Source organism: Allobosea sp. NPDC055594, assembly GCF_053618995.1.
In genome coordinates, this window is record NZ_JBSHIO010000024.1 from 21,355 (window position 1) to 32,807 (window position 11,453).

At 63.5% G+C, this 11,453-nt stretch carries 14 protein-coding genes; 3 read left to right on the forward strand and 11 right to left on the reverse strand.

Annotated elements, in window-relative coordinates; all coding sequences use genetic code 11:
* Positions 1–149: 149 nt before the first annotated feature.
* Positions 150–1,160 carry a PAS domain S-box protein gene (locus tag ACWGRX_RS25375; protein WP_452119836.1) on the forward strand — a complete coding sequence of 337 codons (1,011 nt, stop codon included), beginning with the start codon at positions 150–152 and terminating at the stop codon, positions 1,158–1,160.
* A 171-nt stretch (positions 1,161–1,331) separates the two neighbouring features.
* Positions 1,332–1,637, forward strand: a complete 306-nt coding sequence (locus ACWGRX_RS25380) for a DUF982 domain-containing protein (protein WP_452119823.1) — start codon at positions 1,332–1,334, stop codon at positions 1,635–1,637.
* 281 nt (positions 1,638–1,918) lie between these two features.
* Here ACWGRX_RS25380 and ACWGRX_RS25385 read toward each other — a convergent pair whose 3' ends face one another.
* The 4 genes from ACWGRX_RS25385 to ACWGRX_RS25400 all read right to left on the reverse strand — a co-directional run bounded on the left by ACWGRX_RS25385 (position 1,919) and on the right by ACWGRX_RS25400 (position 4,706).
* Entirely contained in the window at positions 1,919–2,149 is a 231-nt protein-coding gene (locus ACWGRX_RS25385; protein ID WP_452119824.1) for a hypothetical protein, read from the reverse strand.
* Between the two features lie 1,317 nt (positions 2,150–3,466).
* A complete protein-coding gene (locus tag ACWGRX_RS25390) occupies positions 3,467–3,613 on the reverse strand; it encodes a hypothetical protein (protein ID WP_452119825.1) in 147 nt (48 codons plus the stop codon).
* 291 nt (positions 3,614–3,904) lie between these two features.
* The gene (locus tag ACWGRX_RS25395) at positions 3,905–4,246 is read right to left on the reverse strand and encodes an exonuclease/endonuclease/phosphatase family protein (RefSeq protein WP_452119826.1); all 342 of its coding nucleotides are present in this window, start codon (positions 4,244–4,246) and stop codon (positions 3,905–3,907) included.
* Positions 4,247–4,274: 28 nt separating this feature from the next.
* Positions 4,275–4,706: a hypothetical protein gene (locus ACWGRX_RS25400; RefSeq protein ID WP_452119827.1), complete on the reverse strand. Its 432-nt coding sequence runs from the start codon at positions 4,704–4,706 to the stop codon at positions 4,275–4,277.
* Between the two features lie 544 nt (positions 4,707–5,250).
* On the opposite strand from ACWGRX_RS25400, the gene ACWGRX_RS25405 reads away from it, so the two are divergent.
* Positions 5,251–5,439, forward strand: a complete 189-nt coding sequence (locus ACWGRX_RS25405) for a hypothetical protein (protein WP_452119828.1) — start codon at positions 5,251–5,253, stop codon at positions 5,437–5,439.
* 67 nt (positions 5,440–5,506) lie between these two features.
* Here ACWGRX_RS25405 and ACWGRX_RS25410 read toward each other — a convergent pair whose 3' ends face one another.
* The 7 genes from ACWGRX_RS25410 to ACWGRX_RS25440 form a co-directional block, all read right to left on the reverse strand.
* Positions 5,507–5,851, reverse strand: coding sequence for a hypothetical protein (locus ACWGRX_RS25410; protein WP_452119829.1), 345 nt, complete (start codon positions 5,849–5,851; stop codon positions 5,507–5,509).
* Positions 5,851–5,991 (reverse strand): hypothetical protein, encoded by a 141-nt coding sequence (locus tag ACWGRX_RS25415; protein ID WP_452119830.1) that lies wholly within the window; start codon positions 5,989–5,991, stop codon positions 5,851–5,853. The genes ACWGRX_RS25410 and ACWGRX_RS25415 overlap by 1 nt, the downstream gene beginning before the upstream one ends.
* A gap of 196 nt (positions 5,992–6,187) precedes the next feature.
* Entirely contained in the window at positions 6,188–7,891 is a 1,704-nt protein-coding gene (locus tag ACWGRX_RS25420) for a phage head spike fiber domain-containing protein (RefSeq protein ID WP_452119831.1), read from the reverse strand.
* A gap of 64 nt (positions 7,892–7,955) precedes the next feature.
* On the reverse strand, positions 7,956–8,747 hold the full coding sequence (locus tag ACWGRX_RS25425) for a peptidoglycan-binding protein (RefSeq protein ID WP_452119832.1): 792 nt from the start codon (positions 8,745–8,747) through the stop codon (positions 7,956–7,958).
* A 65-nt stretch (positions 8,748–8,812) separates the two neighbouring features.
* Positions 8,813–9,355, reverse strand: coding sequence for a hypothetical protein (locus ACWGRX_RS25430; protein ID WP_452119833.1), 543 nt, complete (start codon positions 9,353–9,355; stop codon positions 8,813–8,815).
* Positions 9,356–9,633: 278 nt separating this feature from the next.
* Positions 9,634–10,041 carry a hypothetical protein gene (locus tag ACWGRX_RS25435; protein WP_452119834.1) on the reverse strand — a complete coding sequence of 136 codons (408 nt, stop codon included), beginning with the start codon at positions 10,039–10,041 and terminating at the stop codon, positions 9,634–9,636.
* Positions 10,038–11,351 (reverse strand): hyaluronate lyase N-terminal domain-containing protein, encoded by a 1,314-nt coding sequence (locus ACWGRX_RS25440; RefSeq protein WP_452119835.1) that lies wholly within the window; start codon positions 11,349–11,351, stop codon positions 10,038–10,040. Before ACWGRX_RS25440 ends, ACWGRX_RS25435 begins: the two co-directional genes overlap by 4 nt.
* Between the last annotated feature and the right edge of the window lie 102 nt (positions 11,352–11,453).

The window sequence follows — 11,453 nt, forward strand, 5'->3', positions numbered from 1 at the left end:
CTCAGGTCTATCGAACTTCGCTGCGCCTCCCGCGTCACTGTGAGCGCCGCTTCAAACCGTGTTAGTCTGGCGCATCGTTTGATAAGCTTGGGTCCGGGACGATTTTCGATCCCGCGTCGCCCGAACCGCCTGGAGCGCTGTAATTGTCAATGGCTGAGGCAGGGCCAATTCCGAGGCTTCCCGAGCACGAGCCGGACCCCCAGGACTGGTTGATAGCGATCATTGAGGGGTCCGATGATGCCATTATCAGCAAGGATCTGAATGGCATTATCCGGACGTGGAACCCGGGCGCGACCCGCCTGTTCGGATATTCAGCGGATGAGGTGGTCGGGAATCCCATCACAATACTAATTCCGGAAGATCGGCTCGGCGAAGAGCCCGGTATTCTGGGGCAGATTCGATCCGGAAATCGTGTCGAGCACTTCGAAACTGTCCGGCGGCGCAAGGATGGTGATCTCATCGATTTGTCGCTGACAATCTCTCCTATCCGAAATGCGCGCGGGGAAATCGTTGGAGCATCTAAGATCGCGCGCGACATAACCGAGCGCCGCCTCGCCCAGGAGAAACAGAAACTCCTCTATGGTGAGATGCAGCACCGCGTGAAGAATCTTTTCGCGCTCGCCGCAGGGTTAGTCTCTCTGAGTGCGAAATCAGGCGACAGCGTCCAGACGGTAACGCGAAATATCCACGATCGCCTTGCGGCTCTCTACAGGGCTCATGAGTTGACCATGCCGAATTGGGAGGAAGATGGCCTCTCGGACCAAGCAACCACACTTCAGACGCTGGCTAAAACCATCCTGCTTCCTTACGCCGACCAGCAGGAAATCTCCATTTCGGGCGACGACCCCGCTGTCGGGCCTCGCGCCGTCACTCACGTCGCTCTTCTCATCCACGAACTAACCACGAACGCCGCAAAACATGGCTGTCTGGCCGACACAGAAGGCCGACTGTCCATTGAGATCGGCCTTGCGGATGGTGTGATCGACTTACGCTGGGCGGAATATTGCAGGATGGCACCCGTGATTCCTACCGCCCAGGGCTTTGGCACCCGCCTCGAAAAGAGCGTGGAACGGTCTCTCGGCGCCACTGTCGTGAGGGACTGGCTAGACACTGGACTAGTCGTATCAGTTAGAATGCCTGCCGCACAGATTATCAGCTAAGCCAGTCAAAAAGGTCCCGGTGTGATCCGGCCGAAAACATAAAAGGCGTGCCACGCGCTCAGCAGCGCCGACTCCCCTTGAACCGATTGCCACGACTCATAAATGTTCCGGCGCTGCAGCCCGGAGCTCCTGCCCTGCTGCGGCTCTGAATCCATGTTGCTACAGGAGGATATGGCTTTGGCACTCCCGTCAGACCAATTCGCACGCCCGGTCGTCATCTTGACCCGATTCGGCGTCCCTACGGCGGTTTCCTCTGCTATGGAGGCCTATATGTTTCTCACCGATTGGCCGCTCGCGCAGCGTGATGCAACCCATTCCTTGGCGTTGAAAGGTTGCCTTGCAGCGGTCCGTGGAGACATCGAAATCGAGACCGCACGAGGGCTCTTCGCTTCATGGGCGGAACGCCGCGACATCCTCGCACCCGACGTTACCGCTTTCGTGAGCAGCCGGCGCGGAAGCTCGTACGGCGCCCGTTAACGCAAAAAGGCGCCCGGCCCCGATGTGAACGGGACCGGGCGCCAGAATGAGATCGCATGCGCGGCTAAAGAGGCCAGTGCCGAGTGGCCCACCAGGTAACGGCAGCAACGCCTAGCATCCCGCCCGTAACCACTAGAGCTGTCTAGATTTTTGCCCCCTGACTAGAGTTCGATCAGGCGTTAACAGGGGGTCCCTGCGTCAAATCAACAGTCGAAGCAGAGCGGTGGCAATGCGCCACAGCTATCCCCGAGGGACTTGCGATCCTATACGTCCCGGAAGCCCTAAATCGAGGGCATCCTGGCGGGGCGTTTTTGCGGGTCGACCGCATGTTCATAACCGCCGGCCTGGCAATAGACTTCCGCAGCACGTCGAAAGCGCTGCCACGCGGGTAGCCGCTCTCGGGCCGGAGACATCAATGCATAGTTCATTTCAGGCGGAAGAAGGGCGTCCGGGTCAAAGCCTGCCGATCGGCAAAGCGCCCTGGCGATGTTTTCGACGCGATCTGTTTCCATGACACGCTTCCCAACGCAACACGGAGCGCCTCCGCCCAAAAGAAGGAGGGCCGCAGGCCGGGCGCTCGAAAGAGACTTCAGAGCGCCATCGTCGTAACGCACTACCGCGCGCGCGGTTCCTCGTTCTCAGGCCCGGACAGAACGCTGCTTGTTCGGACTGTGCGGGTAAAGTGCTCAACGGCTCGCGCCACCAACTCCTGCTCGTCAAGCGCCATAGGAACGAGGCTTGCGACAATGAACTTGAGGCGCTCGCGCTCCTGCTCCTCGGTGCCCATTCGATCATGTGAAGACGATCGGATTTCTGCCCCGGCTTCCTCGACGGCTGCAAATGCGCGGGCCAGATCGACCGGGTCGGTCAATGATCGAAATGGTATTTTACCCTCCCCTGCCGACGAATATAATCGCCCCTAGTCCAAGCGAGACGAGACCTATGCTTCGTCAGCCGTTCGATCTTGAATGGCGCGAATCTCTATCATGAGTTCCCAGACCTTTTTCTGGGCCACGGCAAACGCCATCCAGTCGCATTTCCGCTCGGCGTCCCCGCCTCGGCCAAGCGAAGCCTGAGCTTCAAAAGCCGCTTTTGCCAAAGCGGCATATCGATCCGCTAGGACCGGGACCAGGTCGGAAGCAATTTCTCGCATTCCTCGCGCTTAATCGCACTTCGAGCTGCTCACTATGTCAAATGACATGCAGACCATGGACGGGGGCTGCACGGAGGGCGGCATCTCCAAACAAAAAAGCCCCGCTGGCGCCAGGCGACTGCGAGCTGCTGGTGGCGGCTTAGCAGAGCGATTTGCGCGCTGCCCGTCGACGGTCGGGCCATCGTTCCACTAGCATCGCGGCACGAGACGAGCCGGCTTGACGCAGGAGATAGCTCCAGCCAGTTAGAAGTGCGGCGAAAATGTGGAGATCAGGCGTGAAAATTATGGCTTTGGCTGTCGGGGGGATTGCGTTGTTTGCGCTGAGCACAACAGCAAGCGCCATGCCGCGCGGCATGGGATACAAATGTCAGGACCATTACGCTCGGTATGATATTCAGGCAGGCCCGAAAGCCTTCGCTTTGGGCAGGAACGGCGCATGTGCTTGGAAAGCGCGAGTGCGCTCTATTCGGGAAGCCGAGATGGAAGCGATTGCAGGATGCCGGCGCCAGCGCGGAACTGACTGCCGCATCGTTGACTCGCATCGCTACTGAAATCCCTCCGACAGACTTCCCGTCGCTCCATGCCGAGCGACGGCGCAATCACGGAATCCTGATGACCGGCATTTCCTGCCAGATGGTCCCGAGCCCATGCGGCATGTAGTTGATCTGGCCGCCGATCAGAGTTTCCATTTTTCGGCGATTAACCAAGTTGCACCGGCAACACCCAGCATCCCTGCAGAAATCAGAAGCAGTTTGATCGCGGTTTCCACGATCAGCGCTCCATCGACAACGATCGTCCAAGCGATCGCGCTAACGCTGGCCAAGAAAAACCCGCCATCCAGGCGGAAAGCGGGCGCACATATTGGCGTTCGGCACCAAGAACATTGGGGGGAGGCAGCCAAGAAGCACGGCACCGATCCAGATGAAAGACGACGCCCTCACAGTTCGATCTGGCGCTAGTTCGCGGTGAAGCTCGCCGCATCCCTTCTACTCCTTGATCTTAGTCAACGCGCCTGACGCCAATTGGTTCCTGACGACACGGCATGTTGGCGGCAACCAGGGCGGCTGCAACTTCCCTTTGCGGGCGGTGATGAACGCGCTCCTTCGGTAGGAGCTCAAGGCGGCTTCACCCCGCGCTCCATCATCATCCTGTCGAGCAGTCCCTCGATCCTGCTGACGCCGCGCGAGGTGCTGCGCAGCTCGGCCATCATCTCCGTGATCTTCTGGCGATCTTGGTCGGCAGCTCGGCGGGCCTCGCGCGCCTCGGCCTCGACCGCGTCGATGCGCCGCTCGATCCGCGTGATCGCATCCGCCGTCTTGGCGTCGACCGTCTTGCTCTCGGACCAAAACATGATGGCGAAAGCGCCGATCGAGAGCGCCACGGAGATGCTCGCCGGGATCGCCGCCGCAACCACCCTGGGCCAGAGGCGGCCGTCCTCGTTCACGCGCATGGTCATAGGCTCAGGCTCCGGCCGGGAGGAGTGATCAGGGCTTCGCTGCGTCGATGAGCTTGCCGGCGGCCTGAAGCACGCCCGCCTTGGCCTCGACCTTCTCTGGCAGAGCAATCTCGTCGAGCCTGAAGGCCTTCAGCGCATCGGTCGCGGCGCCGGCGAGATAGGTGACCGCGCGGCGCATATCGCCGGTCGCCAGATAGATGCCCGCGGCATTGGTCAGTGCAGTCTGGAATGCGTCCCGGTGCTTGGCCTCGATATCCAGTTTCAGCCGCACGATGATGGACCGGCCGAGCCAGCCGGCGAGCCCCAGCACGAACAGGATCACGAGCTCGGTCAACAGCGGCCGGAAGATCGTGAGCAGGCCTTCATCAGCAGCGGCGGTCTGCGCCTCGGCGGACAAGGCGGCGAGCACGAGGACGACGCAGGCGAGCGCCAGCGCGCCTAGATAGGCGAACAGCTTCATGATGATCTCCATGGGGAGGTTGGTTAACGCAGGCTTGACGCAGCGATGCTGCGCGATCAGCCTCAATGCGGAGCGGAGGTGCGTGGAATGTTGCGGGGCGTAACGACTTCAGACGTTTGGGGCGCCTGGATCAGGGCAGCGATCGTGGTGGGGCTGGGGACGTTGATCGCCTTACCGCTGCTTTGAGCTCGCGACAGCGTTAATCGCGCATCCTTGTACCCGTGGGGGACGGGGAAAATGACGCTAATGAAGCGCTCGGCGGCCTCTTATCTGAGGCGTGCAACACTTCGGGAATTGATCGCCAGGAAGCGATCGGAGCGGAAAGCAGCCGCCTCGGTGTCGGCGGGTCAGGAAAACGAGCCTCTGGAACCATCGGACGAAGCGGTACGCGCCGAGCTCGTCACCAGATCGCGCCCGCCGACAAATCGCGGATAGGTCAGCAGCCGGCCGCCATTGAGTGCGCTGCCCCTGGAACTAGCACCTTGCCGGTGGAACTAGCACCTTGCCGGGCCGTTGACGCTTAGGGGGCATGAAGGAGGCACCCATGCGTGATGGCCAAGGAAACAAGCTCTCTCCGGAAGAGCAGCAGCGTACGCAATCGATTCAGGGCGCCCCCGACAAGGACTCCCTGAAAAAGGTGTCCATCAGGCCCGATGCCGATAAGGACACGGGCGAGGCCGACAAGCCCAAGGAGCGGTTGCCGGACAAGCCTGCAGCCGGCCCGGGCGAATAGCGCTCGGGCGGATGAGCCAGCAAATCGGTCGAACGTGCTGTCGAACCTGAAGATGCTCATCGCCCACTCACCAAAGCGGCACAGCCGCCATCCCTGCGAAGACCGGATCGATCCGCGCACCGAGCACCGCGTCGTCGCCGGAGAGGAGCTGGCCGGTCTCGGGCTCGATCTCGGCAGCAATGCCAGGCAGGTCCGAGGCGGTGGCGGCCACCAGCCAGAAGCCCGCGAGCTGCTGGCGCGGCGAGATGATGACGGTCTCCTCACCGCTCAGATCGAGCACCTCGTCCGCTGTTACGAGCGCGACGGGCATCACGCCATCCGGCCAGGGGGCCGGCGCCTCGTCGTCCGCCGGGGTGAAATCGCGCAGCACGACCCGCGCCGCGGTCTCGCTGTCAAAGCGCAGCAGGTGCATCAGTCAGCTCCGTTGTAGCAAAGCGTCCAGCGCCAGTGGCGGCGGCTCCCGACCAGGCGGTACGGCAGATGAAAGCCACGCCACTTCAGCGGGCCGATCATCAAACGATGCGTGAGCACGAAGAGCCGCCGTTCGCTCATCGGTCAGCTCCACAGCGATTGGCTGGTGAGGGCCTGAAGCTTCGCGTTCGACAGGCGGCGCGGGTAGATCAGGATGCGCTTGATCCACGAGATGTTGGCCACGGCTGATGTAGAGACCAGCAGCCTAGGCATGGAAAGAGGCACGACGTACGCGTTGTTCGAGCCTGTGAGAGCCCCCTCCCAGCTCCAAGCGGCGTCACCGGCCTTCCACCCGACCGCCGCTCGGGCTGACGGTGTCGAGGGCCAGGGCATGTTGGCGGTCGTCGAGATCTGCGAGACACTGCCGGATCGAGCGGACGTAGCCGGGCCCGCTGCCGGCAGAGTTCCGATAGACAGCGATGAAGTCAGCCAGCCCCCCGGTGCCCATATTGAACGCGAAGTCGTTGCCAGCTCCGGGCTGAATGGCCTCGAACTCGACGAGGATGGACCCTTCGGCCAGATTGAGCCAAGGCTCGGTCCCGATCTGCAAGCTCTCGATCGCTCTCGCGGCGGTCGATGCCGTGGTCGGGATATAGCTGGAGGAAGAAGACCCCTCCTCGATCTGACCGCCCCAGACGTAGATGCCCGAGGTTCCGTCGCCGGTGTAGACGGTATTACCGGACGCATCGATGAGAGAGACGTTCAGGCGAGAGTAGTTTGCTGTCGCGTTGCGGAGCGACTTGACAGAAACCCTCCACCAGCCGTTGCCGCAATTCTCAACCTTCGCGGCGGGATTGACTCCGCTGACCGTGTACGCCCCGGTAATGAGGTCGATCGAGACCGCTGTGCGCTCGTCCTGCCCCGCGAAGATGAGCGAGCCCACCTCGCAGCGTGTCCGCTCGCCCGCCTTCACGAAAATGCTGAGCCAGTACTGAGTGCTTTCGCTCGTCGTGACGTCGGCTGCGACCGTGTGCGTGTTGCTGGCTGTGGTGTCCTCGACAACCTTGTCGGCCGTAGCCAGGCCGTCCGGAGCGACCGCTGCGTTTGGCACGATGGTCGTCCGGTACTTGCCCCAGGCAGCATTGTCGAGCTGCTCCGAGTAGGTGACCAGGTTGGTCCGCACCGGATCGCGCAGGAGGCCGCGACAGACACGTGTGATCGGGTCATAGTCAGTCCGAAGGACGCCGATAGCGGCGGTCTTCAGCAGGCCGCCGCTATCGAAATAGGTCGCCGTCGATGCGCGCCCGGCTAGCGAGCCGGGGATCGCCGCGACCAATGCCGGAATCGACGCCCCCGCATAGACGCCCTTTACCCAGTAAACCCCACGAACGAAGTCGAGAATGGCAATCGGCCTGTCCGGGACACCAGCGCCCGCGATCTCGCGCATCAGATCGTCGCGATCGGCCAGCGCCAGGATGTCCGCCGAGGTCGGCGCGCCGGCGCCTGCCGGGCCCTCTGTCAGGCTCATATCGACGGTGAAGCTCGGTGACGACCCGGAGATCGAGAAATTGGGCTGACTGCCCGGCGGCAGAATTGTCAGCGCGCCCTTCGACAGACTGATCGCCGGACCGACCGGCCCGGTCTCGCCGGTCGTCGCGATGATGACGAAACGGTTCTCAGCCTGCGTGACCCTGAAGGAGTTGCCGCTGACGCCACCGACGAGCTTGCCGGGCTCGTCGAAAATGATGCGCGTCGGCACCAGGCGCTTGGGCGCCCCGCCCATCTTGTCGACCAGATCAGCCGTGTACTCCGTGCGCGCCCATGCCGACATGGTGGCCTTGGAGACCCTGGCCTTGACTGACGCACCAACGATCGTGAGCCCGGAGCCGACGGTCAGGGTCGTCTTGAGCGTCGCCGTGGAGCGCTCGCGCACCGCAACCTCTAGGGTTTTCCCGGCGGGGGCATAGCCAGACACGAAGACCCACTCGATACCGAGATCCTCTTCGGTCGAGCATTCGCCGACTGCGATCTGTTGGGACATCAAAGGGGCTCCGAGGCGAAGGCTGCGATGTTGGAAAGGTGTTGGGCCGCGGCCGCCGGCGGGATCAGGCGCCGAACAGCCTGCCAGCAACGCCCGCGATGAGAACGCGGGCGGCTTCGTGATTGGCGGCCTTCTTGGCCTTCGGATCCCCGCGATTGATCGCTCGGCTGATTGCCCGCGTGTCCCGGCGATCGGCGTAGGAGTTCAGCCCGTGGTCGTTCCAATAGAGAACGGCGATGCGAACGCTGATGTCCGGCCGAGACGCCAGCTGCGGCTCTTTCAGCAGGTCGACGCCGAGCCGGCGGCCATAACTCGCGTAGTTGGCGCGGCCGGTGCACTGGAAGATGCCACGCCCCTTGAAGCGGACGCCATCGCCAGCCACCGTGTTGCCGAGCGTCTTGCGGCCTTCATAGGCTTTGCCGGAGGCATACTCTTCGAGCACGCGGAAATAGTTGGTCTCGAGGCAAGCCTGCGCGAAGAACTCTGAAAGTCGCCCTGGGCTGACGATGCCGCCCTCAGCCAGATGGTCGCGGTTGTCGACGATGCCCTGCAGTACGGCTGAGTTGGGCCGGGCGCCGAAACTGGTGGCGATCGCGGCCAGGCAATCGACCGTGACCAGCGCGACCGCGGGGACCACCGCCACCGGCCCTTTCTCCGCCACCGCAGCCTGCAGCGCCTTGATCGTCTCGCTATCGAGTCGGCCGGTAGCGGAGAGGCCGCGACCGCGCTGGAAGGCGGCACAGGCGGTCTGGGACAGCCACCCCCAGATATCGTCATCGCCCTTACCGGACGGCCCGCCCCTGCCGAGGTTGTAGCCGAGCGCGATCAGCGCCCGCTGTGCATCAGCGTGCTTCATGTCGGTGCTCCAGATATGAAAAGGCCGCCCGAAGGCGGCCGTTGGTCAGGCGGTAGCGGCTGCGCTCAGCGGCCCCAGGCCTGGACGTTCAGGTTGATGCCGCAGGCGGAAAGCGCCTCGGCATTGGTGTGGCCATCGGTGCACTCGAACCTGATCTCGATCTTGCCGGCCCTGACCGGCACCCAGGTCGCCCAGGTGGACCGCTGGCCGCTGTCGGTCTCGATCGTATGGCCGAGATACCATTGGCAGGTGATGCAGCTCGAAATGTCGCTCGTGTCGCCGTAGGCGCGGAAGGCGACCTTCAGATTGGCGACCTCGTAATAGGCTCGAGGCTGCGCGCTCGCATTGATGTGCGAGATCAGGAGATTGCCGGACAGGAAGATGGCCTTGGCATCGGGGGGAACGCCAAGGGTGGTGACGTCGATCACGTTCCAGGTATTGCGTGCGAGGGGGACGGGGCTCGCGATGTTGTTGAGCGTGGTCCAGAAGATATCGCCGCGCGAGGATGAGGGTCTGGTGGAGACGTGGACCTCGTCGAGCTTGGTCCATTGGGCCTGCGCCGGCAGGCAGAGCATAGCCGCGACGAGCGCAGCCAGGATGTTGCGCATGGTGTTCTCTCTGCAACGGCTTCTCACAGCCGCGCCGAGAAACGGTCTCGGCAGCCGGGGGGTGAGAACACGCAGAGACGTGTCGGAACGCTTTTAGGCTTTCGCCCTGGACATAGCGCCCGACCCCGGCCTTGAAGCCGAAAAGCTCGCGCCTGAGCGCGAGTCAGCGACCGCCAAGCCGCCCGGCCCGACGATCGCCTGTTCTCTGCTGGGTTCTCACACCCGTGGTGGAAAGAACCATTTTTAGCGGCCCGGTTCAACGGCCGTCCGAGGGGCTCCTACAGCAAAGCGGCTTCGCGCGCGGCCTGAGCCAGATCCGTGATCCCGAGCGCGCTGCCGATCGCCTGCACGGTCGGGTGCTCGATGTCGTATTCCGAGGCGTCCTGCCACTCGATCATGGCCTCGGAGCGTTCCGGCTCCGGCATGGCGTCGATCGCCGCGTCCACCGCGGCGAGGCTGTAGCCCTTGCGGACGAGCCAGAGGCGAAGCTGGCGCCGCGTAGGCTTCGGCACCGGCTCAGCGACCGGGACGAAGGGCGCGATGACGAGCCCGCTCGCCATGAGGTCAGCCCAGCAATCTGGCGTGTCGTCGCGTGAGACGATGACCGCGGCCGCCTCATGCGTCATCACGATGGCGGCCGTCTGCTCTGCATTGGCGTAGGTCGCCGCGGTCATGGTGTAGCTCATGCCTTGATCTCCTGGACTAAGATGGCGGCCTCCGAGGCGCCGCCGAGAAGCCGGGCCGGACCTGAGATGCCGTTGATCACCACCGCGCGGCCGGCGATGTCGACACCGACGCGGACGGACAGCGTGACGCTCGCCGTCGTGCCGGGGGTGTATTCCGTCGCCAGAACCAATGCGCCGCCGGATCCGGCAGCGTCATAGCGATAGGTCGCAGATAGCGCGCCAGCAGCTCCGTTCCGGAACAGCGCCGCGATAGCTGATCCAGCCCCGCCCGCCATCGAGAACGGCAGGACCGCGAGGATCCGCAGCTTGTTGGTGGTCGACTTCGGCGCGATGGCGACCGAGAGGATCTGCGTGCCTTCGGAGCTCTGTGGGGCAGTATCGTCGAGCGGGATGATCAGGTTCGACGACGTCACGGTGGCGAGCGTGGCAAAGGCGCAATCGACGACCGATCCCACCGGCATATGCTTGTTGACGAGGTCGACGAAGGTCCCGCTTGCGTCGAGCACTCTGCCAGCGGCATTGGCGCCGGCGGCTGGTGCCGGAACGAGGCCCTTGGTTCCTCCGGAGCCCGTATCACCGACCACGGCATTGAAGATCGCGGTCTGGGCGGCAACGTTCGCGGCCGCGATGAGGGTCCGGCCGGCTGCGCTGAGATCGGCCGTGGCGAAGGTATCTGCGCCGGTGGCGTAGATCAGCTTGTTCGCGGCCGTCGTCACAGCGGCCAAGGCCGTCAGCGTCGCGTCGAGAGGCTGCTTTTCATCGTCGAGCTCGACGAGTGCGGCCTGGACCGTTGTGGCGGCAATGCCACCGGCCGGCGTAAAGGAGACCTCCGCCGCGCCCGTGACCTTTATGGACCAGCTGGACACGCCGTCACTGGTCACCTCCCAGGCGCCGCGCGTGGTCGCCATGGCGAAGGAGCCGGCGACCCCGTTGATCGTGTTGCTGCCGGCGCGCGCCAGGTTCAGGACATTGGCGCCGTTGATGCCGCCGACCTTGTCGCTGATCCTAAAGGTCTTGCCGGCCGGCACGGCATTCGCCAGCGGCAAGGTGACGGTCCGAGCGGCAGTCAGCGCTGCGTTGAGCGCGATGCGGCTATCCGCCACCAGAAGCGTCACATTGGCATTGCCGATCTCGCGATAGGTGTCTCCGCTGATCTCATCGAGTCGCGCGGCCGGAATGCCGCCAGCCGTGGCGCCGTCGTGGAGACGCAGGCGCTTGGCCGTGGTGTCCATCGTGACCTCGCCCTCGGCGCCGACGAACGAGGTATGCGCCGCAGCGGTGCCGCGGCGGATCTGGACCCTGATGCTCATTGGCTATTTGTGCACGGCGGTGAGAAAACCATCCAGTGAAGCGCCGGCGCTTGTGCGGGCGCGGGCGGTGTAAAAGTCGTCCACTGGATAGGCTGGCCCCTT

What these genes read in the sequence shown, in the direction of transcription:
- ACWGRX_RS25375 (WP_452119836.1), top strand. Translation starts at nt 150, where the DNA reads ATGGCTGAGGCAGGGCCAATTCCGAGGCTTCCCGAGCACGAGCCGGAC.
- ACWGRX_RS25380 (WP_452119823.1), top strand. Translation starts at nt 1,332, where the DNA reads ATGGCTTTGGCACTCCCGTCAGACCAATTCGCACGCCCGGTCGTCATC.
- ACWGRX_RS25385 (WP_452119824.1), bottom strand. Translation starts at nt 2,149, where the DNA reads ATGGAAACAGATCGCGTCGAAAACATCGCCAGGGCGCTTTGCCGATCG.
- ACWGRX_RS25395 (WP_452119826.1), bottom strand. Translation starts at nt 4,246, where the DNA reads ATGACCATGCGCGTGAACGAGGACGGCCGCCTCTGGCCCAGGGTGGTT.
- ACWGRX_RS25400 (WP_452119827.1), bottom strand. Translation starts at nt 4,706, where the DNA reads ATGAAGCTGTTCGCCTATCTAGGCGCGCTGGCGCTCGCCTGCGTCGTC.
- ACWGRX_RS25405 (WP_452119828.1), top strand. Translation starts at nt 5,251, where the DNA reads ATGCGTGATGGCCAAGGAAACAAGCTCTCTCCGGAAGAGCAGCAGCGT.
- ACWGRX_RS25410 (WP_452119829.1), bottom strand. Translation starts at nt 5,851, where the DNA reads ATGCACCTGCTGCGCTTTGACAGCGAGACCGCGGCGCGGGTCGTGCTG.
- ACWGRX_RS25415 (WP_452119830.1), bottom strand. Translation starts at nt 5,991, where the DNA reads ATGAGCGAACGGCGGCTCTTCGTGCTCACGCATCGTTTGATGATCGGC.
- ACWGRX_RS25420 (WP_452119831.1), bottom strand. Translation starts at nt 7,891, where the DNA reads ATGTCCCAACAGATCGCAGTCGGCGAATGCTCGACCGAAGAGGATCTC.
- ACWGRX_RS25425 (WP_452119832.1), bottom strand. Translation starts at nt 8,747, where the DNA reads ATGAAGCACGCTGATGCACAGCGGGCGCTGATCGCGCTCGGCTACAAC.
- ACWGRX_RS25430 (WP_452119833.1), bottom strand. Translation starts at nt 9,355, where the DNA reads ATGCGCAACATCCTGGCTGCGCTCGTCGCGGCTATGCTCTGCCTGCCG.
- ACWGRX_RS25435 (WP_452119834.1), bottom strand. Translation starts at nt 10,041, where the DNA reads ATGAGCTACACCATGACCGCGGCGACCTACGCCAATGCAGAGCAGACG.
- ACWGRX_RS25440 (WP_452119835.1), bottom strand. Translation starts at nt 11,351, where the DNA reads ATGAGCATCAGGGTCCAGATCCGCCGCGGCACCGCTGCGGCGCATACC.